Origin of the sequence: Pseudomonas sp. Bc-h, assembly GCF_002080045.1 — a bacterium.
In the GTDB taxonomy this organism is placed as follows: domain Bacteria; phylum Pseudomonadota; class Gammaproteobacteria; order Pseudomonadales; family Pseudomonadaceae; genus Aquipseudomonas.
Map to the genome: position 1 here is coordinate 292642 of NZ_MUIN01000005.1, position 22784 is coordinate 315425.

Genomic DNA, 22784 nt, shown 5'->3' on the forward strand with positions numbered 1-22784 from the left:
AGATCCTCTATACACACGTATCCATGCTGTTCGTCATATTTCCCGAAGTGGCGCGCAGGCATTGGATTGCAGCAATATGTTCGTCTTCCTACGCGTCGTAGCGCATCCAGCCACAGGAGCCCCTGTACATGAGCGACAACCGCAAAGCCGTTTTCCTGGACCACACCTCTCTGGATCTTGGCGATCTGGACCTCACCCCATGGCGTGAAACCTTCGGTGAACTGGTGCTGCACGGGAGCACAACTGCCGACCAGGTCATCGAACGGCTGCAAGGCGCGCAAGTGGCCATTTCCAACAAGATCATGATCGATGCCGCCGCGTTCGCAGCGTGCCCGGACCTGAAACTGGTGCTGGTCACTGCGACTGGCGTCAATAACGTCGACCTGGACGCCGCCCGTAAACACGGCGTAGTCGTGAGCAACTGTCAGGGCTACGGCACGCCGTCCGTGGCGCAACATACATTGATGCTGTTGCTGGCGATGGCCACGCGTCTGCCTGATTATCAACAGGCAATTCATCAGGGCCAATGGCAGAAGTCGAAACAGTTCTGCCTGCTGGACTTCCCGATTGTGGAACTGGAAGGCAAGACGCTGGGCTTGCTGGGGCACGGGGAACTCGGCGGTGCGGTGGCGAAGCTGGCTGAAGCCTTTGGCATGAAAGTCGTGCTGGGGCAGATTCCTGGCCGCCCTGCTCGCCCGGATCGTGTGCCCCTGCATGAACTGCTGCCGCAGGTCGACGCATTGACCCTGCACTGCCCGCTCAACGAACACACCCGCGACATGCTCGGCGCCCATGAATTGAGCCTGATGAAGCCGAAAGCGTTCATCGTCAACACGGCCCGTGGCGGACTGATCAACGAACAGGCGCTGGCCGATGCGTTGCGCAACGGGCACCTTGCGGGCGCCGCGACCGACGTGCTGACCGTCGAGCCGCCAGTCAACGGCAACCCGCTGCTGTCCGGCGACATCCCACGCCTGATCATCACCCCGCACAGCGCCTGGGGAAGCCAGGAAGCGCGGCAGCGGATCGTCGGGCAGGTGAACGAGAATGCGCAGGGGTTCTACGCGGGTGCGCCGGTTCGAGTAGTGAGCTGAGTGATCACCCTCTGAACATACCCTTAGCAGTCCGGCTTGCCGGCGGCGCGCAATCGAAATCGCCACCGCAGGCACGCCGGATTGTTACCGACGTCCATTCCATGTCGAGATCCGAAGCCTTTCCCCTGTTAAACTTCGCCCTTTTTGCCAGGAGCCGAAGATGGACCCGCGCAGTGAAGTGTTACTCCGTCAGGCCGAGCTGTTTCAGGGCTCACTGCTGCTGACCGGCCTGCCTGCCGACGACCTGCTGGGCAGGCTGCCCAATGCGCGAGGCTGGAGCTGGCATGCGGGGGATTTTGCGGCGCTGGACACCCGCTTCAGCGGTCGCACCCACTTCGGCACTGAAGCGCCGGCCGAGAGTTTCGAAGCTGCCGTGCTGTTCCTGCCCAAAGCCAAGGACCTCACTGATTACCTGCTCAATGCCCTGGCCTCGCGTCTACAGGGTCGAGAGCTGTTTCTGGTGGGAGAAAAACGCGCGGGTATCGAAGCTGCTGCGCGTCAACTGAGCCCATTCGGTCGCGCTCGCAAACTGGACAGCGCCCGTCACTGCCAGCTGTGGCAAGTCTCCGTGGAAAACGCCCCGCAAGCCGTGCAGTTGAACAGTCTGGCCAAGCACTTCGAGATCGACATCGAAGGCGGTCCACTGAAGGTCACCAGCCTTCCCGGCGTCTTCAGTCATGGTCGTCTGGATCGTGGTTCCGCCCTGCTGTTGGAGAATCTTGATCGACTGCCAGCAGGCCATTTACTCGATTTCGGCTGCGGCGCGGGCGTACTCGGCGCTGCGGTCAAACGTCGCAACCCGGACATGAACGTGACAATGCTCGACGTCGACGCCTTTGCCACCGCCAGCAGCCGTCTGACGCTGTTGGCCAACGGTCTTGAAGGTGACGTTCTGACCGGCGACGGCATCGACGCCGCACCCAAGCATCTGGATGTCATTCTGACCAATCCGCCCTTTCATACGGGTGTTCACACCGACTACGCGGCCACTGAAAATCTGCTCCGAAAAGCACGTGAACATCTGAAAAAAGGCGGTGAACTTCGCTTGGTCGCCAATAGCTTCCTGCGCTATCAGCCGATCATCGAAGAGCACCTTGGCGTATGTGCCGTTATGGCCGAAGGGAATGGCTTCCGGATTTACCGCGCCAAACGCGGGTGAAAATTAGCGCTTGCCGAACACGATTCGTCTAGGCAGAATCCGCTCCGTCCTAGGGGAGTAGTCTCCCACGAGCGCCACGCTCGTCCGGCGCGCATCAACATACTTGGCCCTCAGGCCATGGTGCGTGCGACCCCAGATCCGCCCAGACGGATCGGTGGTTTGACAAGACCTATGACACGAACATCCTGACCCGGGGCGGGGAGGTTGTACGTGTCATAGCCGTGTTGACCCGCCCCTTAGGAAACCCCTGATGCTGGAATCCCTGTTGGTCCCAACCGCGGTCGTCGCACTGGCCGAAATCGGTGACAAGACCCAACTCCTCGCGCTCATTCTCGCTGCACGCTTCCGCAAGCCCTGGCCGATCATCGCCGGTATTGTCGCGGCTACGCTGGCCAACCACGCTGCGGCCGGTGCCGTGGGCGCCTGGTTCAGCAGCTTCCTGTCCGACGCCGTGCTGCACTGGATCCTTGCCGCAAGCTTCACCGCCACGGCTCTGTGGACGCTGATTCCAGACAAGATGGACGATGACGAAGCCAACACCGCGCGCAAGTTCGGCCCCTTCATGACCACGCTGATTGCGTTCTTCATCGCGGAAATCGGCGACAAGACGCAGATCGCCACGGTGATGCTGGCGGCTCAGTATTCCTACCTGTGGCTGGTGATTCTGGGTACGACGCTGGGCATGCTGCTGGCCAACGTGCCGGTCGTGTTGGCAGGTAATTTCGCGGCGGAGAAACTGCCGTTGACATTGATTCGTCGCCTGGCGGCCGGTGCGTTTTTCATCCTGGCGATCGTTGCGGTGTACAAGGCGATGCAGGTCAGCGGCTGGGTTTAACCCGTCCTGAAACCCTCGCGCAAATCCTGTGGGAGACGCCGGAGGAACGACGGCAGCGATAGCGTTGGATCAGTCACAGCAGGCTTGTCTGATAAACCGATGTCGTCGCTGCCGTCGTGACCTCCGGCGCTCACACAAGTCCAGGGGCGCACCCGCTAACAGCGTGCCGCCCTGGACCCAAGAGCCACCTCCCTCTTCAGGATTTCGGCGCCTGCTCATACAGCGGCATTACCTTCGGAATTGCCGCCTGCAATGAGGCAATCCGGTTCGCCGAAGCCGGGTGAGTGCTCATGAACTCAGGCTGTGAAGCGCCGGCCTGGGCCTGCATTTTCTGCCACAAGGTAATCGCGGCATTGGGGTTGTACCCAGCTCGAGCCGACAATTCCAGCCCCAGCAGATCCGCTTCGTTTTCATTGGAACGGCTATTGGGCAGCGTCAGGCTGTAATTGACCACGGTATCGGCCAGCGCAAGACTGTCTTGCCCCAACCCCAACAACGAGCCGGCGCCCTGCTTAGCCATTTGCACGCCATAGGCCTTGGACATGGCTTCTCGACCGTGCTCGCGAAGCGCGTGGGCGATTTCGTGGCCCATGACCGCCGCCAGCTCATCGTCGCTCAATTTCAGGGTATCGATCAGCCCGCTGTAGACGATGATCTTGCCACCAGGACCGCAGTTGGCGTTCAGCTCATCACTTTTGATCAGATTCACTTCCCACTGCCACTGCGCAGCATCCGGGCGTAATTTCGGCGCCTGGGCTATCAGGCGATTGGCGACGTTCTGTACGCGCTTGGCCTCAGCACTGTCCTTATCCAGAACACCCTTGGTCGTCGCCTCGGTGACGGTCTGTTGGTAAGACTGGGCGTACATCTGATTGACCTGGTCGGTCGACAGCATGCTGAACATGTATTGCTTGCGTTCGACACCCACCGAATCCCCGCTGGTGGTGTTGACGGCCTGGCAGCCTGCAACCAGCAAAGCTGCACTCATGGCACAAAGAGCAAAGGTCTTGCGCATTATGTATCTCCCTGGAAACAAGGCGCCCATCCTAGGCGGTACGCCCGCGGAGTGCTAGATAGAAGCGGTTTGCCATATAAACTGTGGTAAAAAAAAACGCGCATTTGTAACAGAAATGAAACATAAACCTCTCAGTTCTGAGACGCGCCAAGGCCTTTAAAACCGGGGCTTGTCGGCAACATATCCAATAACGACCAACGCCGATCAAAAACGGCCATTTCGTCGGGTCGTGTCTCATGGAAGCTCAGTGCGAGGCGATATCCACTTCAGGCGTAATTCCACGTCCGGAGTTCCTATGAAGTTCAAGTCGATCCAGTTTTCGGTTGCCGCTCTGTCGGGTGCCATCGTGCTCAGCGTTGTGGCTGCTCTCGTGCTTTTTGCGCTGTTTTCCGGCGCGCGCACTCAGGAGCTCGTGGAAAAACGCACTACCGTGCAGTTCGAGCAGGCCATCGAGCAACGACTGACAGCCATCGCGCGTACCCAGGCCAGCGAGATTCAGCGCGAACTGGAAGCTCCGCTGCAAACGGCCGCAGGCCTTGCTACCACCAACGCGGTACTGGGCATGAAGGACGCCAAGGGCGAGCCACTGCTGAAGATCAGCCGCGAGCAGTTGCTCAACGTGTTGCATGAGACAGTCGTGCGCAACCCGAAAATTCTCGGTTCCTACATCGGCTGGGAACATAACGCGCTGGACCATAACGACGCGGCCTATGCTGAAGCGCCCATCACCGGCGTGGACCCGAAAGACGGCCGCTTCATGGCCTGGTGGTACCGCAAACCGGACGGCACTTTCAATCTGGAAAAACTCGCCAGCCTAGAGGACCAGAAGGTTCTCTCTACCGGCATCCGCTCCAGCGAGTACTACCTGTGCTCGCGGGAAACCCGCAAAGCCTGCGTGATCGACCCGGCGCCTTATAAAGTCGGCGACAAGATGGTCATGCTCTCCTCATTCATCGAACCGATCATGCTCGACGGCCAGTTCCAGGGCATCGTCGGCGCCGACCTGTCGGTGAACTTCATCCAGGACATGCTCGAAAGCGCCGACAAGAAACTCTACGACGGCGCCGGCGACCTGGCTTTGATTGCCACCAATGGCCGTCTGGTCGCCTATACCAAAGACACCAGCAAGCTCGGCGAAAAAGCCAGCGAGATCCTCGACGCCAACGAGGTTGCCAACCTGACCAACCTCACCAAAGGCGAGGTGCGTTACGACATCGACAAAGAACATGGCCACATCGAGCTTTACCTGCCATTCGGCATCGGCAACACCGACGCGCGCTGGACCCTGATGATTCGCATGCCTGTCAGCGCCGTGATGGCTGATCTGCAGAAACTGCAGAGCGACCTGGCGCAGCAACGCGACACGGACATCTTCGGCATGACCGTCGTCGGTTTGTTGATCGCCGCGCTGGGCCTGCTGATCGTCTGGTTCGTCGGCCGTGGCATCGCTCGCCCACTGAAGCAAATGGTCGCCATGCTCGACGACATCGCCAAGGGCGAAGGTGATCTGACCCGCCGCCTGACCAGTGACCGCGCCGACGAACTGGGCGCGATCGCCACGGGTTTCAATACCTTCCTCGGCAAACTACAGGTCATGATCAGCCAAGTGGTGACGTCGGTGCAGAAGGTCAGCGACTCGTCCGAGCACACCGCCGACATCGCCATTCGCACCAACAAGGGCGTCCACAAGCAGATGGCCGAGATCGACCTTGTCGCTACCGCTGTGCATGAAATGACCGCCACCGCGCAGGATGTCGCCCGCAACGCGACTCAGGCCGCGCAGGCTGCCAATCACGCAGATGACGCGGCGAATCAGGGCATGCGCATCGTTCACAACACATCGAACTCGATCAGCGAACTGGCGGTGGAAATCGGTCGAGCCGTCGGTGTCGTGCAAACCCTGGCCAAGGACAGCGAGAACATCAACGCGATTCTGACGGCCATTCGCGGGATCGCCGAACAGACCAACCTCCTCGCTCTGAACGCGGCCATCGAAGCGGCTCGGGCTGGCGAACAAGGCCGCGGATTTGCGGTGGTGGCTGACGAAGTGCGCAATCTGGCACAGAAGACCCAGCAGGCCACCGAAGAAATCCAGAGCATGATCCAGCAATTGCAGACCGGCACGCGGCAGGTGGTCAAGGTCATGGAAGACAGCCAGACCAAGACCGACGAGAGCGTAGGGCACGCGGCCGAGGCTGCGCAGGCACTGGAAAGCATTACCAAGGCCGTGTCGGTGATCAACGACATGAACACCCAGATCGCCAGTGCTGCCGAAGAACAAAGCGCAGTGGCTGACGACATCAACCGCAACGTGATCAATATTGGGCAAGTGGCCAACGAGGTGGCGGGCGGCGCGGATGAATCGAGCCAGGCCAGCGCCGAACTGACCAAGCTCGCGGAGCAACAGCGTCGGTTGATCAATCAGTTCAGGGTTTGATGAGAGTGGAGAGTTAACGCGCTTCACACCCTTTAGCAGTGCAGCCTGCCGGCGATGGCGCTTTCAAGACCGCTGCCGCCGGCCAGCCGGACTGCTACCGACCGCCGCGACAAACCTTGATCACAACGGCGTAAGGCATTCCGGCGCATTGAGCTTCGGATCGTTCACCAGATTGGCCAACGGGCGCTCGCGCAACTGCATCTGTGGTGCGGCAAGCAGCGATTGCAGGGTTACCAGAGAACTTTCGGGATCGAGCCAGGCGGCCTGGCCCTCTGCATCAAGGATCAACGGCCTGCGTTGACTCATTGCTGACTGTGTCACCACCGCCACGCTCAAGTAAACGTGCTCCTGCACCGGATACGCCTCCCAGATCGCCGCGAAATACAGTGCCGAGCCCTCACCCGGCGTCAGCCAGAACGGTCGTTTGCGCACCGTACCGCGCCACTCGTAGAAACCGTTGGCAGGCAGCAGGCAGCGTCGCTCGCGAAACGCCTGACGAAACATCGGTTGTTCTGCCACGGTTTCCGCCCGTGCATGTGCGGGTGTACGGGACATGTCGGTGAGCCACGGCGGGGTCAGCCCCCAACGCGCTCGCGCCACCTCCCTGCCGCCCGCCTCGCTTTGGCCAGCGCGCACCATGAGCACTGAGTCGGCCGGGGAAATGTTCCATTGCGCCTGCTGGTCTGCCGGGAATCCGGGCAAGGCCGCGAAAGCGGGCGTCCAACGAAACAGCGCATAACGTCCACACATGGGCTTGGGGCAACTCTTCTGAAAAGCGAATGAAGCGGCGCGGTACCGGATTCAGCACAACAACACGTCGGGATAGCTGTCAGGTTCTTCGCCCGACAACGGAAAGGCGCCATTGTACTCAGTGATCAACTGTCGCGCCCGCTCAGCCTGATCGTCTTCCACTGCCAGCCCCAGCAAGCCGAAAACCGGCAGCTCGCCGATCCCGCCCAGCAGATGGCGACCGGTGATGTGCGACTCGATGCCTTCGCTGGCGAGCATCGACTGTAATAACTCGCCTTCCATCATGTTTTCCGGCTCATAGATTTTGCGCATTCATTCGTTCTCGGCCCGGACTTCCAGATCCCATTGCTCACCATCGGTTTCGAGATGAAATTCGATGGGACGACAGCACACATGGCAATCTTCGATGAAATTGTTATCGCCTTCCGACAGATCGAGGACCGTTTCCCCCGGTTCGCCGCAATAAGGACACTCGTAAGGCGCTGCAGGTTGTATTTCGTGCATCACAGTCTCCGAGAGCAGTTTTGCGTATAATCGCCGACTTGTTTGCGGGCCGAGCTTTATTTCTCAGCATCCGGGTGTGATTCCGGACTTGGCCTACCTTTACCCTAGCCGTTTCCAACAAGAGAGCATGATGGGCGAATTCGATGCCATCCGACCGTACGACGACACCGAAGTAAAAGCCGTACTCAACCGGCTGCTGGGTGACAAGGCGTTCCTCGCGATCCTCACGCATTTCCGTTTTCCACGTCTGGCCGGATCCCTGGGCTGGATTCTGCAGCCTGCCATCGCACGCAAGCTGCGCCGTCAGTTCGCCGGCATCGATACCGTGGCCGCTTTGCAAGACAAGGTCGAGCATTACGTCGATCACACAATCGAGCGCGCCACCGATGGTGTGACCTACACCGGCGTCGAGCAGTTCAAGTCCGGCGTGGCGTACCTGTTTCTGGCCAATCACCGTGACATCGTGATGGACCCGGCCTTCGTCAACTACGCGGTCTATCACGCCGGCCTGCCGACGCCGCGAATCGCCATCGGCGACAATTTGCTGCAGAAGCCTTTCGTCAGCGACCTGATGCGCCTGAACAAGAGCTTCATCGTGCACCGCTCCATCGCTGGCCGCCGGGAAAAGATGGCGGCTTATCAGTTGCTGTCGGCCTACATCAATCATTCGATCCGCAACGACTGCCAGTCGATCTGGATCGCCCAGGCCGAAGGCCGTGCCAAAGACGGCGACGATCGCACCGAATCGGCGATCCTCAAAATGTTCCACATGAGCCGCAAGGACGAGCCATTCGGCGAGGTCATTCAGTCGCTGAACCTGACCCCGGTGTCGATCAGCTACGAATACGACCCGTGCGATCACGCCAAGGCTCGCGAGCTGTATATCCGCGCCACCACTGGCAGCTACACCAAGGCGGCGGGCGAGGACGACGTGAGCATCGCGCTGGGGATTACCGGCTACAAAGGCCGTGTGCACGTCAACTTCGCGCCGCCGATCAGCGAACTGTTCGAAGACACCAAGCAATTGGCGATCGAGATGGACAGGCAGATCCTCGGCGGCTATCGCCTGTTCCCGGTGCATTACCTGGCTTACGCGCAATGGGCCAATGCCGACTCGAGCCTGAATGTACCGAGCGCCGCCGACGTCTTCCCGGCTGACGAACTGGAACGTGCGCAAGAAGAATGGCAGCGTCGCCTCGATGGCTGCCCTGAGGAACATCGTCCTTATCTGGTGCTGCAATACGCGACGCCGGTGCGCAATCAGTACCGGGTGAAGGCGGGGTTGCCGCTCTAAGGCTGAATCTGGACCCGGTGCAAGCGCGATTGCACCGGGAGCAGCACGGCTTGCCGGCGGTGGCGTCTTCCTGATCGCTGCCGCCGGCAAGCCGGACTGCCGCATCGATTGCCTCGGCACGCATTGGCAGTCAGAGCTTGGTACTCACCCATGACAACAGCAACGCAAACCCCAGGCATCCCGCGCCGATTCGGTAACTCAGACGAATAAGACGCAGCGTCGGCACGTCCATCAAGTGCATCGGCTCGTCGAAGGGTGCCTGTTCGGTCAGGTTGTGCAGGTGCGTGGTTTCGCGTTGCTCGCGACTGCGCGTGGTGTGCAGCAGCCACACGCCGGGGCCTGCAGCCAGCAGCGCAAACAGATTGAGGATCATCCCGGGGGATTGCTGAAGAAGGGACATGGGGCCTCGATGGCGCCAGATGAGGGGCGCCGCAGGTTCGATTGGATCTGACGATAAAGGTACTGCGTGTCACCTTAACGTCACCTGAACCGGTCACTGTGAAGCCCCTCGAACGCACCCGTCTGACCGGAGCCCCCTATGCTGCATGCCCACAATCAAGACCGCCTCTACCTCATCGCCCCGAGCGACGAGCAACAAGCGTTGATCGATGGCTTGGCCTTTAATGTTCAAGATCGCCACTGGCTGGTCTACTGCGCACTGGGTGGCCATCAGCATCACGATTTGCCAGAGATAGATATGGAGACGGGTTACAGCTTTCTTGATTTCTATCAGGCAGCCTGATCAGACGCCGAATCTTGTACCAGCACGGCTTGCCGGCAGTCGGAATTTCCGAGACCCACCGCCAGCAAGCCGGACGGCTACAGACCGCCCAACGCAACCGCTCAACAAAAAAAGCCCCCGGCTTCTCACGAAACCGGGGGCTTTTGTCGTACAGCCGGGCGGGTTACTGACCCAGAACGCGGCCGATGGTCTGATCCTGGAACAGACGGGTCAACGCATCGCTGAGCACGTCGCTGACCAGCTTGGTGTTGGTCTCTTCGTTCGGCGCCATGCCGAAACGCTGATCCAGGGAAGCGGCGTAACGACCGCTGTAGCTGCGACCGTTGTTCTGCACATCGGCGCGGAAGGTCGAGCTGATACTGGCTTCAGTCACGTACAGGCCTTCTTTCGGCGACTGGTACTTGAGGTCAGCCAAAGTAACCGTCAGCTGTGGGCCGTTGCCGCCCTGAACCGGGGTGAAGCCCAGGAGACGTACCGCCGCCTCGGCCTGAGCCTGCAGTTGAGGCACCAGTTGCTGGCCATTGACGGTGATCGAACTGGTTTCCGGATAGAGACCGCCGCGCGTCCCGAGGGTCTGAGTTTGACGACCATCGACGACACGAACCACGACCTGCTGGCCGTGTCCGACAGCCGCCAGCTGGCTGTTCAACTTGGGTTGCGGGTTAAGTGATTGCGGGCTGTGGGCACACCCCACCAGCGTCAGACTGCCTACCGCAAGCAAACCGAACAAAACACGACGCAACATGCTCATTTCTCCATGGGCCAAGGCACAAATTGTGCCGCAGTATAACGACCTCGCGCGGCCGCTCACTAGCGTAAAGATACGACTAAGCGCCATCGCCTGCGGTTCCCCTGCACGGTCCCCGCCCGTGACCGTAAAAAGTCCCCCCACGACACCATTACGCAACGCCAGCGTCACAGGGATGTCATCGCCACCCGACATACTTTTCACACCTACCCAGCTACTCCCCCAAACAAGGAGTCATGCCATGGATTTTCTCTGGTCTCTGTTCTCGCCTAAAAGTCGTCATCGCCACTTCGCTCGCCTGGACCAGCAGGGTATCTGCCTGTGCTTCAAACACTGTGCCGTGCCGCCTGAAGGTACAGGCTGGGTGGAAATCTGCGAGCCGAAACTGTGTTGGCTCCGTCAGCCGTTGCCTGCCAGTGCCCGCGTCAGCCCTCGCCTGCGTGCGATTACCGCCCGACAATTGCTCAGCTTCTGACCGAACGGCGAATAAAAGTCATTTTTTCTGGATCAATTCTCCGCGTTTCATCGCTATAATCTCCCCCCGATTATAAGGACGTCTCCTGATCGGGCCTCGCAGCATCGTTGATACCCTGTATCAACTCCTCCGTATCGCCCACAGAGAGCCTTCCACACAGACATGTGCAGCCCGGTGTGACCGCTGTGCAGGCGCGAAAACGTCGATTCGCTCGAACCTTTTGCACCCGCCACTGCCCACATTGTGTTTGAACCTGATCTGCCAGAGCTGCCATCGCGCAGCCCTTTTTGAGGTTCGCGTCTCCAAAAGAGCGTGAAAAAAACGGGTTTTCACAACTTCACAAGAGTGTGGCGAGCAAATGAATAGTTACGCGTTTGTAAATGCACCATTAGCGTCTGACCCAGCCCCCTTGCACAGGACCGATCGCAGCGCAGTCTCCACAACAGGAGCCTGAAGCCTGTCCACTACGGATTTGGTTGCATTACCGGACGTCTTGACGATAGTCGAATGGCTGTTCGGGCCGAAAAATGCGTTCATGCTGGCTACAAAAGCATCAACCAGGCCCTCTCAGTAGCGTCCGCTGAAGATGCAAAAAATTGCGAAGAATCGGCCATGACATTCCCGGCCAGATGACCTGAGGCACTGCGCGAAATCCGCGCCGCCCGCATCTGGCAACTGACCACGGGAACCATGCCGTCAATTTGGTGCTGCAGATTTTGGAGACGCGTTAATGGCGCATAACGAAGCAGTCGATGTAGTACTCGTCGGGGCCGGCATCATGAGTGCCACCCTTGCGGTACTGCTCAAGGAACTCGACCCGAGCCTCAAGGTTGAAGTCGTCGAGCTGATGGATTCCGGTGCCGCCGAGAGTTCCAACCCCTGGAACAACGCCGGTACCGGCCACGCAGGCCTGTGCGAGCTGAACTACACGCCACAGGCGGCGGACGGTTCCATCGACATCAAGAAAGCGATTCATATCAACACTCAGTTCGAAGTCTCGAAGCAGTTTTGGGCCTATCTGGCTCGCACTGGCACCTTCGGTTCTTCGCGCTCGTTCATCACGCCGGTTCCGCACCTGAGCTTCGTGCAGGGCGAAAAAGGCATGGAGTTCCTGAAGAAACGCTACGAGGCGCTGCACAAGCACCATGCGTTCTCTTCGATGGAATACACCGAAGACAAGGCCAAACTGGCTGAGTGGATGCCGCTGATGATGCCGGGGCGCCCGGCCGACGAGCCCATCGCTGCGACGCGCGTCATGCACGGCACCGACGTCAACTTCGGCAACCTGACCAATCAGTTGCTCAAGCACCTGGCCAGCGCACCCGATGCGCAGGTCAAGTATTGCAAGCGCGTCACTGGCCTGACCCGCAAGGGCGCTGGCTGGAGCGTGACCATCAAGGACGTCAACAGCGGCGGCACCCGTGAAATCGACGCCAAATTCGTATTCCTCGGCGCTGGCGGCGCGGCATTGCCGCTGTTGCAGATGTCGGGCATCGAAGAAGGCAAGGGTTTCGGCGGCTTCCCGGTCAGCGGCCAGTGGCTGCGTTGCGACAACCCTGAAGTGGTCAAGCACCACCAGGCCAAGGTGTACAGCCAGGCCGCAGTGGGTTCGCCCCCCATGTCGGTCCCGCACCTGGACACTCGCGTCGTCGACGGCAAGACTTCCCTGCTGTTCGGCCCATACGCCGGCTTCACCACCAAGTTCCTCAAACATGGCTCGCTGATGGACCTGCCGCTGTCGATCCGCGCTGCCAACATCGCTCCGATGCTGGCCGTTGCGCGCGACAACATGGACCTGACCAAATACTTGATCAGCGAAGTGCGGCAGTCGATGGAACAGCGCCTGGATGCTCTGCGTCGCTTCTATCCACAAGCCAAAGCCGAAGACTGGCGCCTGGAAGTGGCCGGTCAGCGCGTGCAGATCATCAAGAAAGATCCGAAGAAAGGCGGCGTTCTGCAATTCGGTACCGAACTGGTCTCGGCCAAGGACGGTTCCCTTGCGGCGTTGCTGGGTGCCTCGCCAGGCGCGTCGGTCACCGTTTCGATCATGCTCGACCTGATCGAACGCTGCTTCCCCGAGAAAGCCCGTACCGAATGGGCCGCCAAGCTCAATGAGATCTTCCCTGCTCGTGAAAAAGCCCTGGAAACCGACGCGCAGCTGTATCAGCGTGTCAGCGCCCAGAGCGACGCGAGCCTGGACCTGGTCCCAAGCAGCCAGGCGGCAAGCTTCGCCTGATTCAGAGCTTGCTCTGGATCGGTGAGATTACTGAAAGCCCCGCCCACGCAGCGGGGTTTTCAGTTTTATTTCAGTGCCATCAGCTGACTGTGCAGTTTCCCTGCATTCAGCCACGGGCCTTTTCGATCAGCTCGATGTAGTCCTGCGCGTTCCGCTGATCCTTGATCAGTGCAACGAAATCATTGCCGTGCTCGTCCTTGCCATCCAGGTCGTAGCCCGCTTCCTTGAAGAACCCCAAAAAGCGCTCGAAGTCGTCGATACGCAGACCGCGATAGGCCTTGATCAGCTTGTGCAGCGACGGCGAAGTGGCGTCTACCGGTTCGAAATCCAGGAACAGTTTGATCTGGGCGTCGCCGATTTCATCGCCAATCACCTGCTTCTTATCTTTACGCATTGCTGACTCCAACTGACTTGCGGGACATTTCACGGGCGGGCAGTTTACCCCTCGCCCGGCCATAGGCTCAACGCGCGCGTACGCTGCCGGTGTGCACATCGGCCCAAACGTGACCGTTGGCGTAGCTCAGGAACTGGCAATAGACTTTTTCGTTGCGCAGCAGATCGACCAGCACTCGGTATTGGGTGGCTGGGTAAAACAGGGTCAGGATTCGGGTCGACTCGTCGTAGGCGGGTTTCTTCAGGCTTTTGCTCTCGCCATCGAAATGGATCAGCACCTCGGAAATCGTCGCCCCCTTGTTCATGGGCTTGCCTTTCAGGCGCAGGGTCAACGGCGAGGTAACCGGAATAGGTTGCTGATTGGACTGGCGCTGGCTGCCGACCACCACCGAATATTCGGTGATCTGCAGCAATTGCTGCTGCTCGGGTTCACCTTCGCGCACAGACAGTTCGTCTGGCGGCAGGTATTGGGCGTGCATGGGTTCGGCGAGTGCGGGGAGTGGCAGGGTCAACAGCAACATCAACGCTGCTTTACTACGAAACGATAACGTCATGTGTGCCTCCCGGAAAAAGTGGGGAGCACTCTAGCATGGGCGAAACCGTGTTAACGCATCACCTGTAGCAGCACGGCTTGCCGGCGGTAGGGTTTGTGAAACCCGCCACCACCGGCAACCCGTGCAGGTACAGGGTTTGTTTCATTCAGACAAATACAGCAGGCGTTACATGCCCTTCACGGCGAAAATGCCGGCCGCATTACGCCAGTAACCTTTGTAATCCATGCCGTAACCGAAGATGTAACGGTCGATGCACGGCAGGCCAACGAAATCGGCTTTCAGGTCGGGACGAGCCTTGCGGTCGTGATCCTTGTCGATCAATACGGCCGTGTGCACGGCGCTGGCACCGGCGTGTTTGCAGAAGTCGATGATCGCGCCCAGGGTGTGACCTTCGTCGAGAATGTCGTCGATGATCAGCACGTCGCGGTCGATGAACGAAACTTCAGGCTTGGCCTTCCAGAACAGCTCGCCGCCGCTGGTTTCGTTGCGATAACGAGTGGCGTGCAGGTAGGACGCTTCCAGAGGGAAGTTCAGATGCGTCAGCAGCTTGCCCGCGAAAATCAGACCGCCGTTCATCACGCAGAAAACCACCGGGTTACGGTCGGCCAGCACGCTGTTGATCTGCTCGCCAACGCGGGCGATGGACGCCTCGACTTCGTCTTTGGTGTAAAGGCAGTCGGCCTCGCGCATGACTTGACGGATGTGCTCGAGATCAGCGGACATGGCGCTCTCCAGGGGGGCTGTGTAAGGAAAAGCGGGCAAAGGTACGCATCCGTCTTCGTCAGAGCAAGTGTTTCTGGACTAACGTTGCACGGGCGTCCCATTAATGTAAGAAACACGATCCTAACCGGTAAGACAAGTTACAGCTGAATAGATTAATCTAAGCCGTTTTTTTTGCCCGCCCGCTGGAGCCGTCCCCTTATGCCCATTCGTGAGATCCGCCATCCGCTGATCCGTCACAAACTCGGTCTCATGCGCCGAGCCGATATCAGCACCAAGAACTTTCGTGAACTGGCTCAAGAAGTCGGTGCGCTGCTGACCTACGAAGCGACCAAGGACCTGCCACTGGAAACCTATGACATTCAGGGTTGGGCCGGGACCGTTCAGGTCGAGAAGATTGCAGGCAAGAAGATTACCGTGGTCCCGATCCTGCGCGCCGGCATTGGCATGCTCGAAGGCGTGCTCAGCCTGATTCCGGGCGCCAAGGTGAGTGCCGTGGGCGTTGCGCGCAACGAAGAAACCCTTGAAGCGCACACCTATCTGGAAAAGCTCGCGCCTGAGATCGACCAGCGCCTGGCGTTGATCATCGACCCGATGCTGGCCACGGGCGGCTCTATGGTCGCCACCATCGATCTGCTGAAAAAAGCCGGCTGCCGCGATATCCGCGCCATGGTCCTGGTGGCCGCGCCGGAAGGCATCGCCATCGTCGAGAAAGCGCATCCGGACGTGAACATCTACACCGCGTCAATCGATCAGCGCCTGAACGAACATGGCTACATCATTCCGGGCCTGGGCGATGCCGGTGACAAGATTTTCGGCACCAAACAAAAGGACGCCTGATGAAGCCGGATGAGTTCAACGATCCGCTGTGGCGCACCGTGCTGTCGGGCGCTCAGATGCTGTTCGTGGCATTTGGCGCCCTGGTGCTGATGCCGCTGATTACCGGCCTCGACCCCAACGTCGCGCTGTTTACGGCGGGCTTGGGCACCTTGTGCTTCCAAGTGGTGACAGGCCGTCAGGTGCCGGTTTTCCTGGCATCCAGTTTTGCATTCATCACCCCGATCATTCTCGCCAAAGGCCAGTTCGGCCTGGCCGCGACGATGGGCGGCGTGATGGCGGCGGGCTTCGTCTACACCTTCCTCGGTCTGGCTGTGAAGATCAAAGGCACGGGGTTCATCGATCGCCTGCTGCCGCCAGTTGTCATTGGTCCGGTGATCATTTCGATTGGTCTGGCGATGGCACCCATTGCCGCCAACATGGCCATGGGCCGTACCGGCGATGGCGCCGCCGAGCTAATTCCGTACCACACGGCAATCATCATCTCGATGGCTGCACTGCTGACCACACTGATCGTGGCTGTGTTCGGTAAGGGCATCTTCCGCCTGGTGCCGATCATCTCCGGTGTACTGGTGGGTTTTGCGCTCTCGTTCTATTTCGGGGTGGTGGACGTTGCCAAGATCGCTGCGGCACCCTGGCTGGATATTCCGCACTTCACCGCGCCTGAGTTCAACTGGCAGGCGATCCTGTTCATTGTGCCCGTCGCCCTGGCACCCGCCATCGAGCATATCGGTGGCGTGATCGCGGTGGGCAGCGTGACCGGCCGTGACTACTTGAAGAAGCCAGGCCTGCATCGCACTCTGCTCGGCGATGGCATCGCGACCACTGTGGCTGGCGCCTTCGGTGGCCCGCCCAACACTACCTACGCGGAAGTGACGGGTGCGGTGATGCTGACCAAGAACTACAACCCGAAGATCATGACCTGGGCTGCGATTTTTGCGATCACTCTGGCGTTCATCGGCAAGTTCGGCGCACTGCTGCAGAGTATTCCGGTGCCTGTGATGGGCGGGATTCTGTGCCTGCTGTTTGGCTCTATTGCCGCGGTGGGGATGAATACGCTGATTCGCCACAAGGTCGATCTGGCTGAAGCGCGCAATCTGGTGATTGTTTCGGTAACCCTGGTGTTCGGTATTGGCGGGGTGTTGATCGGTACGGGTAATGGCCCGGACGATTTCGGCATGAAGGGCATCGCGCTGTGTGCCGTGACTGCGATTCTGCTGAACCTGATTCTGCCGGGTAATGACGCGTGGAAGAACAAGCATCTGGATGATCAGTTGCCTTAGTTGCAACAGCGCTTTGTAGGAGCGCGCTTGCCCGCGACAGCGTCGGCACCCGACTTCAACGGTGCCTGACACAACGCCATAGCGGGCAAGCGCACACCTGCAGGTGCCTGGAGCCTAGACGACCATCCCTGGCGCCCGCTCACACAAAACATTCAACGCCTTCGCCCAGTTCGGATCGTCATTGAGACAAGGAATCAGCACAAGCTCCTCCCCGCCCGCCTCCTTGAACTGCTCCGCCCCACGATCGCCAATCTCTTCCAGCGTCTCGATGCAGTCGGCCACGAACGCCGGGCACATCACCAGCAACTTCTTCACGCCCTGCCCTGCCAACTCTGCCAGATGCGCCTCGGTGTACGGCTCGATCCATTTGTTACGCCCCAGCCGCGACTGGAACGACACCGACCACTTGCCATCGGGAATCCCCATACGCTTGGCAAATTCTGCGGATGATCGCATGCATTGCGCGCGATAGCAGACGGCGAGGACTTCCGGCGAGGCTTCTGCACAGCAAGCGCCGTCCTTGAAGCAATGACTTCCGGTCGGATCAAGTTTGGTGATGTGCCGTTCGGGCAGCCCGTGAAAACTCAGCAGCAGATGGTCATGATCCTGAATAAGATGCGGCCTGACGCTTTCCACCAAGGCGTCCAGATATTCCGGCTGATTGAAGAACGGCGGCAGTAGCGCCAGTTCGAATTTCAAATGCTTGTCACGAATGACACGTTTCGCTTCTTCGATGACCGTAGTCACCGTGCTGTCGGCGAACTGTGGATAAAGAGGGGCCAGCGTGACTTGCTTGATGCCTTGGGCCGATAGGCGCGTGAGCACTGTTTCAATCGACGGCTCGCCGTAACGCATTGCCAGTTCCACCGGGCCCTGCGTCCACTCATGGGTCATGGCCTGTTGCAGGCGTTTGCTCAACACCACCAGCGGCGAACCCTCATCCCACCAGATAGAAGCGTAAGCATGGGCCGATTGCTCGGGCCGCTTGATCAGGATCAGCGACACCAACAGCCGACGGATCGGCCATGGCAGATCGATCACGTAAGGGTCCATCAAGAACTGATTGAGGTAGCGGCGAACGTCCGCAACTTCGGTGGAGGCTGGCGAACCCAGGTTAACCAGCAGCAACGCGTGATCGGTCATGCAACACCTTGATGTCAGTGGCGGCCCAAAAGATTTTCCAGGGCCGCGTGCAGATCGGTGAATCGGAAAGTGAAACCGGCAGCCTGCAGTCGGTTCGGGCGAGCGCGCTGGCCGCCCAGCAGCAATATCGACAACTCGCCCAGCAGCAGCCGTAAAGCGACAGCGGGCATCGGCATGAATGCCGGGCGATGCAGGAGCGCGGCCAGGGTTTTGGCGAAATCGCGGTTACGAACCGGTGATGGCGCGCAGGCATTATAAGGACCTTGGGCGTCTTCCCGGTTCAACAGAAAATCAATCGCGGCGATTTGGTCCTCTATATGGACCCACGGCATCCACTGGCGCCCATTGCCGATCGGCCCGCCCATGCCCAGTTTGAACGGCGGCAACAGCCGCTGCATCATGCCGCCTTCGTTGGCCAGGACCAAACCTGTGCGCAGCAACACCACGCGAATCCCGAACGCCTCTGCTCTCTGCGCAGTCTCTTCCCAGGCGATGCATAACTGACTGGCGAAATCTTCACTCACCGGCGCCGACTCCTCGTCGAGTTCCCGTTCGCCGCCGTCGCCATACCACCCAACAGCGGAGCCGGATATCAGCACGTCGGGTTTCTGCTCTCGGCGTTCGAGCCAGGTGATGAGTTGTTCGGTCAGGGTGATGCGGCTGTCCCACAACAACATCTTGCGTTTGCGGGTCCAGGGGCGATCGGCGATGGGAGCACCCGCCAGGTTGATCACGGCATCGACATACTGGCTGCCGATGTCGTCGGGATGGGCGATGCCGCGAACCCCGGCGCCGCACAGACGCGTCACCTGGTCGGGCTTGCGACTCCATACGGACAGTTGATGGCCTTGATCGAGCCAGTGTCGACACAGGCGGCGACCTATCAAACCTGTACCGCCGGTCAGCAATATGTGCATGACTGAGTTCCTCGCGTGGCGTTCATAGCAAATCGGTAGTCTATTTCTTCACAAACAATGTGCTTGTGAACGAAGCGAATAGTTGAACCATAGGCCACGCTATAGAGAACGGTTCTTCACCCGTCCGTTCGATTGATCCGTTCGAACAGTTGAACGATTTCAGTGAAGCGTCAGACTCAAGAATGAGCCTTGAGAAAGGTCAGCGTCCTACGCGTCGAGGGACGATAAGTTATACCGAAAAACAGCATTGTACAGGTTTTAACTACGGCGTAGTCTGTGCAGACAAGGTAACGAGGCCCCTATGACTGTACCTATCGCAATCATCGGTACCGGTATCGCCGGACTCTCTGCTGCCCGCGCATTACAAGCCGCCGGGCATGGCATTCACCTTTTCGACAAGAGCCGAGGGAGTGGCGGACGGATGTCCAGCAAACGCAGCGATGCGGGAGCACTGGACATGGGCGCGCAGTATTTCACTGCCCGCGACCGTCGTTTCGCTACGGCCGTTCAGCAATGGCAGGCCGAAGGCCACGTCGCCGAATGGACGCCCCTGCTCTACAACTTCCACGGCGGCCAACTGAGCCTGTCACCCGACGAGCAGGTTCGCTGGGTCGGCAAGCCGCGCATGAGCGCGATCACCCGCGCGATGCTCGGCGACATGCCGGTCACTTTCTCTTGCCGTATCACCGAAGTCTTTCATGGCGAGGAACACTGGAATCTGCTGGACGCCGATGGCCGCAGTCATGGCCCGTTCAGTCAGGTGGTGATAGCCATTCCCGCCCCTCAGGCGACCACCCTGTTGGCTGCTGCACCCAAGCTGGCGAGCGTTGTGGCAGGCGTGAAGATGGAGCCGACCTGGGCCGTCGCACTGGCCTTTGACACACCGCTGGACACGCCGCTGGAAGGCTGTTTCGTGCAGGACAGTCCTATTGACTGGCTGGCGCGCAACCGCAGCAAGCCCGGGCGCGACGACAAGATGGACACCTGGATTCTGCACGCGACCAGCGCTTGGAGCCGTCAGCATCTGGACATGCCCAAAGAACAGGTCATCGATCATCTGCACGGCGCTTTTGCCGAACTGATCAACTGCGCGATGCCAGCGCCAGCCTTCACCCTCGCCCACCGCTGGCTCTACGCTCGACCGGCCGGAGGACGTGAAGTCGGGGCGTTGTCGGATCCGGACCTGGGCTTGTACGTCTGTGGCGACTGGTGCCTGTCGGGCCGTGTCGAGGGCGCATGGCTCAGCGGCCAGGAGGCAGCACGCCGCTTGCTTGAACACCTGAAATGAATCGTCTCAATCCGCGCAAATTGCTGCTGTCGAAATGGACAGCAGCCCATCCCCTGAATCGCGAAAAACACTTTCTTGTCACCGAGCTGTTCTGCGACGAAGAAGGCACCGTGCTGGAAATCGAATTGCAGGCGATCCTCACCAAGCGCAGCGAACGTATGGCCTGGCACACGCTGCAGGATGAGCAGACTTGGCGGATGGGCTGGAAATAGTTCGTCTGCCCTTCCGCTGATCCCCGGTAGCAGTCCGGCTTGCCGGCGGTAGCGATCTCACTGCCGCCACCACCGACAATCCGGACTACTACAGACACTCAGGAACCCAGCTCCCGCCTCAAACCTTGTACAAACAATTTGACTTGTACAACTTCAAACCTATGATGAACAAATGTTGTACAGATATTCGAGTCTGTACAAGTTGTTGATCGAGGTTTGCCATGCCTATGCCACCGGAGCAGTCGCCGGAACACACACCAAAACCCAAGCTGGGCGTCAGCGCCTGCCTGATGGGGGTTGAGGTTCGCTACAACGGCGGGCACAAGGAATCGCATCTGCTGACGCGTGCGCTCAACGAGCATTTCGACTTCGTGCCTGCCTGCCCTGAAGTCGCCATCGGAATGGGCATTCCACGTGAGGCCATTCGTCTGGTGGGCGATCCGGCGCATCCTCAGGCCGTGGGCACGGTCCATGGCGACATGAACGTCACCCAGCCACTGGCCGAATACGGCGAGCACATGGCCCGGGTAATGGATGACATCTGTGGCTACATCTTCATGCAGAAATCGCCATCCTGCGGCCTGGAGCGGGTAAAGGTCTATCGCGATAACGGCGCCCCGTTCGACGAGGGCGGTCGTGGCATCTATGCCCAGGCGTTCTGTGCAAAACACCCCGACCTGCCCGTGGAGGAGGACGGCCGATTGAACGATCCGGTGTTGCGGGAAAACTTCATTACTCGCGTGTTTGCCTACGCCGCCTGGCAGCAACTGCTCAAGAGCGGTATCACCCGTCGTTCGCTCACCGAATTTCACTCGCGCTACAAATATCAGCTGATGGCCAATGACCCGATCCAGTACAAGGCGCTGGGCAATCTGCTGGGCAACATGGGCCGCAGCGACCCGGCAGAGATTGCGCCGCGCTACTTCAGCGAGCTGATGAGCGCCCTGAAAAAACCGGCGACCCGTCGCACCCACACCAACGTTCTGCAGCATCTGTGCGGCTATTTGCGCGAGACCATCAGCGCCTCCGACAAACAGGAAATCCAGACCGTCATCGGCCAGTACCACCAAGGCATCGTGCCGCTGGTGGTGCCGCTGACCCTGCTCAAGCATCACTTTCGCCAACACCCGGATCCTTACATCGCGCTACAGGTTTACCTGCAACCGCACCCGGAAAACCTCAGCCTGCGCAACGCGATCTAAACCATGAAAAAAACCATAATTTCCGATGCCGTCGACGACGATCCGCAGGCCTACGCCGAAGCGCTTGAAGAAGGCTGGCTGCCGATTCGCGAAGTTGCCCGCCTGACCGGCGTCAACGCCGTGACCCTGCGTGCCTGGGAGCGCCGTTACGGCCTGATCGTGCCCCATCGCACACCCAAGGGGCATCGCTTGTACAGCACCGCCCATGTTGATCGCGTGCTGACGATCCTCACCTGGCTCAATCGCGGGGTATCGGTAAGCCAGGTCAAACAACTGATCGATGATCAGCAAACACCGCCGCCCAGCGTGGAAAACGACTGGGATCGCCTGCGACAGAATCTGCTGGAGGCCATCACGACCTTGGCCGAGCGGCGACTGGACGACACGCTCAACCAGGCAATGTCGCTGTATCCGCCGCGTACCCTGTGCGAGCAGTTGTTGATGCCGTTGCTTGCCGCCCTTGAACAGCGTTGGCAGGGCCAGTTCGGCGCCCAGCTGGAGCGGGTTTTCTTTTATTCCTGGCTGCGCAGCAAGTTCGGCGCCCGGCTTTACCACAACAACCGTCAGGTCAGTGGTGCCCCGCTATTGCTGATCAACCAGTCCGACGTGCCGCTCGAACCCCATCTATGGCTGACCGCCTGGCTGGTAAGCAGCGCCGACTGTCCGGTGGAGGTCTTCGACTGGCCGCTGCCGGTTGGCGAGTTGTCGCTGGCCTGCGAATACCTCGAGCCCCGCGCGGTGCTGTTGTACTCCAGCAAATCGCTGAATCTGAGCCAGTTACCGCGCCTGCTGAACAACATCGACTGCCCGAAGCTGATTATTGGTCCGACCGTGCGCATCCATTCGGCCGAGTTATCCGTATCTGTCAGTGAGGTCGCCGAACTCACGCTCGCCGAAGACCCTTTGACTGCCCACGCCGAGCTGCAACGCCTGGGTCTCATCTAAG

The 22784-nt window shown here is 59.6% G+C and carries 25 protein-coding genes and 1 riboswitch; of the genes, 14 read left to right on the forward strand and 11 right to left on the reverse strand.

The features are described from left to right. Nucleotides 1–128: 128 nt before the first annotated feature. From BWR59_RS10170 to BWR59_RS10180, 3 genes are all read left to right on the forward strand, one after another. On the forward strand, nucleotides 129–1094 hold the full coding sequence (locus BWR59_RS10170; RefSeq protein ID WP_081565507.1) for a 2-hydroxyacid dehydrogenase: 966 nt from the start codon (nucleotides 129–131) through the stop codon (nucleotides 1092–1094). A 160-nt stretch (nucleotides 1095–1254) separates the two neighbouring features. Then, nucleotides 1255–2253 (forward strand): class I SAM-dependent methyltransferase, encoded by a 999-nt coding sequence (locus BWR59_RS10175; protein WP_081565508.1) that lies wholly within the window; start codon nucleotides 1255–1257, stop codon nucleotides 2251–2253. Nucleotides 2254–2293: 40 nt separating this feature from the next. Further along, a riboswitch (yybP-ykoY riboswitch) is annotated at nucleotides 2294–2413 on the forward strand. A 90-nt stretch (nucleotides 2414–2503) separates the two neighbouring features. Continuing rightward, complete coding sequence (locus tag BWR59_RS10180; RefSeq protein ID WP_081565509.1) at nucleotides 2504–3088, forward strand: TMEM165/GDT1 family protein; 585 nt, start codon at nucleotides 2504–2506, stop codon at nucleotides 3086–3088. Between the two features lie 196 nt (nucleotides 3089–3284). On the opposite strand, the gene BWR59_RS10185 is transcribed toward BWR59_RS10180, so the two are convergent. Then, nucleotides 3285–4103 carry a M48 family metallopeptidase gene (locus tag BWR59_RS10185; protein ID WP_081565510.1) on the reverse strand — a complete coding sequence of 273 codons (819 nt, stop codon included), beginning with the start codon at nucleotides 4101–4103 and terminating at the stop codon, nucleotides 3285–3287. 295 nt (nucleotides 4104–4398) lie between these two features. Between BWR59_RS10185 and BWR59_RS10190 the strand changes: the two genes are divergently transcribed. Continuing rightward, on the forward strand, nucleotides 4399–6540 hold the full coding sequence (locus BWR59_RS10190) for a methyl-accepting chemotaxis protein (protein WP_081565511.1): 2142 nt from the start codon (nucleotides 4399–4401) through the stop codon (nucleotides 6538–6540). 120 nt (nucleotides 6541–6660) lie between these two features. On the opposite strand, the gene BWR59_RS10195 is transcribed toward BWR59_RS10190, so the two are convergent. The 3 genes from BWR59_RS10195 to BWR59_RS10205 are packed head-to-tail and all read right to left on the reverse strand — an operon-like array spanning nucleotide 6661 to nucleotide 7794. After that, nucleotides 6661–7290, reverse strand: coding sequence for an SOS response-associated peptidase (locus BWR59_RS10195; RefSeq protein ID WP_081565512.1), 630 nt, complete (start codon nucleotides 7288–7290; stop codon nucleotides 6661–6663). 51 nt (nucleotides 7291–7341) lie between these two features. Beyond that, a complete protein-coding gene (locus tag BWR59_RS10200) occupies nucleotides 7342–7602 on the reverse strand; it encodes a DUF2007 domain-containing protein (protein WP_081565513.1) in 261 nt (86 codons plus the stop codon). Continuing rightward, a complete protein-coding gene (locus BWR59_RS10205) occupies nucleotides 7603–7794 on the reverse strand; it encodes a CPXCG motif-containing cysteine-rich protein (RefSeq protein ID WP_081565514.1) in 192 nt (63 codons plus the stop codon). A gap of 130 nt (nucleotides 7795–7924) precedes the next feature. Here BWR59_RS10205 and BWR59_RS10210 point away from each other — a divergent pair, with 130 nt between their 5' ends. Next, nucleotides 7925–9088 (forward strand): 1-acyl-sn-glycerol-3-phosphate acyltransferase, encoded by a 1164-nt coding sequence (locus BWR59_RS10210; protein ID WP_178111220.1) that lies wholly within the window; start codon nucleotides 7925–7927, stop codon nucleotides 9086–9088. Between the two features lie 130 nt (nucleotides 9089–9218). On the opposite strand, the gene BWR59_RS10215 is transcribed toward BWR59_RS10210, so the two are convergent. Then, complete coding sequence (locus BWR59_RS10215) at nucleotides 9219–9488, reverse strand: hypothetical protein (protein ID WP_081565516.1); 270 nt, start codon at nucleotides 9486–9488, stop codon at nucleotides 9219–9221. Between the two features lie 138 nt (nucleotides 9489–9626). Here BWR59_RS10215 and BWR59_RS10220 point away from each other — a divergent pair, with 138 nt between their 5' ends. Beyond that, on the forward strand, nucleotides 9627–9830 hold the full coding sequence (locus BWR59_RS10220) for a hypothetical protein (protein ID WP_081565517.1): 204 nt from the start codon (nucleotides 9627–9629) through the stop codon (nucleotides 9828–9830). A gap of 163 nt (nucleotides 9831–9993) precedes the next feature. On the opposite strand, the gene BWR59_RS10225 is transcribed toward BWR59_RS10220, so the two are convergent. After that, nucleotides 9994–10575, reverse strand: a complete 582-nt coding sequence (locus tag BWR59_RS10225) for a YajG family lipoprotein (RefSeq protein ID WP_081565518.1) — start codon at nucleotides 10573–10575, stop codon at nucleotides 9994–9996. Between the two features lie 244 nt (nucleotides 10576–10819). Between BWR59_RS10225 and BWR59_RS10230 the strand changes: the two genes are divergently transcribed. Both BWR59_RS10230 and mqo read left to right on the forward strand, forming a co-directional pair. Continuing rightward, on the forward strand, nucleotides 10820–11053 hold the full coding sequence (locus BWR59_RS10230) for a hypothetical protein (RefSeq protein WP_081565519.1): 234 nt from the start codon (nucleotides 10820–10822) through the stop codon (nucleotides 11051–11053). A 730-nt stretch (nucleotides 11054–11783) separates the two neighbouring features. Further along, nucleotides 11784–13289 (forward strand): malate dehydrogenase (quinone), encoded by a 1506-nt coding sequence (gene mqo / locus BWR59_RS10235; protein ID WP_081565520.1) that lies wholly within the window; start codon nucleotides 11784–11786, stop codon nucleotides 13287–13289. 106 nt (nucleotides 13290–13395) lie between these two features. Here mqo and BWR59_RS10240 read toward each other — a convergent pair whose 3' ends face one another. From BWR59_RS10240 to BWR59_RS10250, 3 genes are all read right to left on the reverse strand, one after another. Continuing rightward, nucleotides 13396–13683 carry a PA4642 family protein gene (locus tag BWR59_RS10240; protein WP_081565521.1) on the reverse strand — a complete coding sequence of 96 codons (288 nt, stop codon included), beginning with the start codon at nucleotides 13681–13683 and terminating at the stop codon, nucleotides 13396–13398. A gap of 67 nt (nucleotides 13684–13750) precedes the next feature. Then, a complete protein-coding gene (locus BWR59_RS10245; RefSeq protein WP_081565522.1) occupies nucleotides 13751–14236 on the reverse strand; it encodes a hypothetical protein in 486 nt (161 codons plus the stop codon). Between the two features lie 165 nt (nucleotides 14237–14401). Further along, a complete protein-coding gene (locus tag BWR59_RS10250; RefSeq protein WP_081565523.1) occupies nucleotides 14402–14959 on the reverse strand; it encodes a hypoxanthine-guanine phosphoribosyltransferase in 558 nt (185 codons plus the stop codon). Between the two features lie 198 nt (nucleotides 14960–15157). Between BWR59_RS10250 and upp the strand changes: the two genes are divergently transcribed. Both upp and BWR59_RS10260 read left to right on the forward strand, forming a co-directional pair. Then, nucleotides 15158–15796: a uracil phosphoribosyltransferase gene (upp, locus tag BWR59_RS10255; protein WP_081565524.1), complete on the forward strand. Its 639-nt coding sequence runs from the start codon at nucleotides 15158–15160 to the stop codon at nucleotides 15794–15796. Beyond that, the gene (locus BWR59_RS10260) at nucleotides 15796–17076 is read left to right on the forward strand and encodes a uracil-xanthine permease family protein (protein WP_081565525.1); all 1281 of its coding nucleotides are present in this window, start codon (nucleotides 15796–15798) and stop codon (nucleotides 17074–17076) included. Before upp ends, BWR59_RS10260 begins: the two co-directional genes overlap by 1 nt. A 114-nt stretch (nucleotides 17077–17190) precedes the next feature. Here the strand turns inward: BWR59_RS10260 and hemH are convergent, their stop codons facing one another. Then, nucleotides 17191–18219, reverse strand: a complete 1029-nt coding sequence (gene hemH / locus BWR59_RS10265; protein WP_081565526.1) for a ferrochelatase — start codon at nucleotides 18217–18219, stop codon at nucleotides 17191–17193. Between the two features lie 14 nt (nucleotides 18220–18233). Continuing rightward, nucleotides 18234–19136, reverse strand: a complete 903-nt coding sequence (locus BWR59_RS10270) for a TIGR01777 family oxidoreductase (protein ID WP_081565527.1) — start codon at nucleotides 19134–19136, stop codon at nucleotides 18234–18236. Between the two features lie 301 nt (nucleotides 19137–19437). On the opposite strand from BWR59_RS10270, the gene BWR59_RS10275 reads away from it, so the two are divergent. From BWR59_RS10275 to BWR59_RS10290, 4 genes are all read left to right on the forward strand, one after another. Beyond that, nucleotides 19438–20424 (forward strand): NAD(P)/FAD-dependent oxidoreductase, encoded by a 987-nt coding sequence (locus BWR59_RS10275; protein WP_081565528.1) that lies wholly within the window; start codon nucleotides 19438–19440, stop codon nucleotides 20422–20424. After that, nucleotides 20421–20636, forward strand: a complete 216-nt coding sequence (locus BWR59_RS10280; protein WP_081565529.1) for a TIGR02450 family Trp-rich protein — start codon at nucleotides 20421–20423, stop codon at nucleotides 20634–20636. The genes BWR59_RS10275 and BWR59_RS10280 overlap by 4 nt, the downstream gene beginning before the upstream one ends. A gap of 227 nt (nucleotides 20637–20863) precedes the next feature. Further along, nucleotides 20864–21838 carry a DUF523 and DUF1722 domain-containing protein gene (locus tag BWR59_RS10285; protein ID WP_081565593.1) on the forward strand — a complete coding sequence of 325 codons (975 nt, stop codon included), beginning with the start codon at nucleotides 20864–20866 and terminating at the stop codon, nucleotides 21836–21838. A gap of 3 nt (nucleotides 21839–21841) precedes the next feature. Beyond that, nucleotides 21842–22783 (forward strand): MerR family transcriptional regulator, encoded by a 942-nt coding sequence (locus tag BWR59_RS10290; RefSeq protein WP_081565530.1) that lies wholly within the window; start codon nucleotides 21842–21844, stop codon nucleotides 22781–22783. The last annotated feature ends 1 nt before the right edge of the window (nucleotide 22784 follow it).

Coding starts and splice junctions, on each gene's coding strand:
- BWR59_RS10170 (WP_081565507.1), top strand. CDS start 129: ATGAGCGACAACCGCAAAGCCGTTTTCCTGGACCACACCTCTCTGGAT.
- BWR59_RS10175 (WP_081565508.1), top strand. CDS start 1,255: ATGGACCCGCGCAGTGAAGTGTTACTCCGTCAGGCCGAGCTGTTTCAG.
- BWR59_RS10180 (WP_081565509.1), top strand. CDS start 2,504: ATGCTGGAATCCCTGTTGGTCCCAACCGCGGTCGTCGCACTGGCCGAA.
- BWR59_RS10185 (WP_081565510.1), bottom strand. CDS start 4,103: ATGCGCAAGACCTTTGCTCTTTGTGCCATGAGTGCAGCTTTGCTGGTT.
- BWR59_RS10190 (WP_081565511.1), top strand. CDS start 4,399: ATGAAGTTCAAGTCGATCCAGTTTTCGGTTGCCGCTCTGTCGGGTGCC.
- BWR59_RS10195 (WP_081565512.1), bottom strand. CDS start 7,290: ATGTGTGGACGTTATGCGCTGTTTCGTTGGACGCCCGCTTTCGCGGCC.
- BWR59_RS10200 (WP_081565513.1), bottom strand. CDS start 7,602: ATGCGCAAAATCTATGAGCCGGAAAACATGATGGAAGGCGAGTTATTA.
- BWR59_RS10205 (WP_081565514.1), bottom strand. CDS start 7,794: ATGCACGAAATACAACCTGCAGCGCCTTACGAGTGTCCTTATTGCGGC.
- BWR59_RS10210 (WP_178111220.1), top strand. CDS start 7,925: ATGGGCGAATTCGATGCCATCCGACCGTACGACGACACCGAAGTAAAA.
- BWR59_RS10215 (WP_081565516.1), bottom strand. CDS start 9,488: ATGTCCCTTCTTCAGCAATCCCCCGGGATGATCCTCAATCTGTTTGCG.
- BWR59_RS10220 (WP_081565517.1), top strand. CDS start 9,627: ATGCTGCATGCCCACAATCAAGACCGCCTCTACCTCATCGCCCCGAGC.
- BWR59_RS10225 (WP_081565518.1), bottom strand. CDS start 10,575: ATGTTGCGTCGTGTTTTGTTCGGTTTGCTTGCGGTAGGCAGTCTGACG.
- BWR59_RS10230 (WP_081565519.1), top strand. CDS start 10,820: ATGGATTTTCTCTGGTCTCTGTTCTCGCCTAAAAGTCGTCATCGCCAC.
- mqo (WP_081565520.1), top strand. CDS start 11,784: ATGGCGCATAACGAAGCAGTCGATGTAGTACTCGTCGGGGCCGGCATC.
- BWR59_RS10240 (WP_081565521.1), bottom strand. CDS start 13,683: ATGCGTAAAGATAAGAAGCAGGTGATTGGCGATGAAATCGGCGACGCC.
- BWR59_RS10245 (WP_081565522.1), bottom strand. CDS start 14,236: ATGACGTTATCGTTTCGTAGTAAAGCAGCGTTGATGTTGCTGTTGACC.
- BWR59_RS10250 (WP_081565523.1), bottom strand. CDS start 14,959: ATGTCCGCTGATCTCGAGCACATCCGTCAAGTCATGCGCGAGGCCGAC.
- upp (WP_081565524.1), top strand. CDS start 15,158: ATGCCCATTCGTGAGATCCGCCATCCGCTGATCCGTCACAAACTCGGT.
- BWR59_RS10260 (WP_081565525.1), top strand. CDS start 15,796: ATGAAGCCGGATGAGTTCAACGATCCGCTGTGGCGCACCGTGCTGTCG.
- hemH (WP_081565526.1), bottom strand. CDS start 18,219: ATGACCGATCACGCGTTGCTGCTGGTTAACCTGGGTTCGCCAGCCTCC.
- BWR59_RS10270 (WP_081565527.1), bottom strand. CDS start 19,136: ATGCACATATTGCTGACCGGCGGTACAGGTTTGATAGGTCGCCGCCTG.
- BWR59_RS10275 (WP_081565528.1), top strand. CDS start 19,438: ATGACTGTACCTATCGCAATCATCGGTACCGGTATCGCCGGACTCTCT.
- BWR59_RS10280 (WP_081565529.1), top strand. CDS start 20,421: ATGAATCGTCTCAATCCGCGCAAATTGCTGCTGTCGAAATGGACAGCA.
- BWR59_RS10285 (WP_081565593.1), top strand. CDS start 20,864: ATGCCACCGGAGCAGTCGCCGGAACACACACCAAAACCCAAGCTGGGC.
- BWR59_RS10290 (WP_081565530.1), top strand. CDS start 21,842: ATGAAAAAAACCATAATTTCCGATGCCGTCGACGACGATCCGCAGGCC.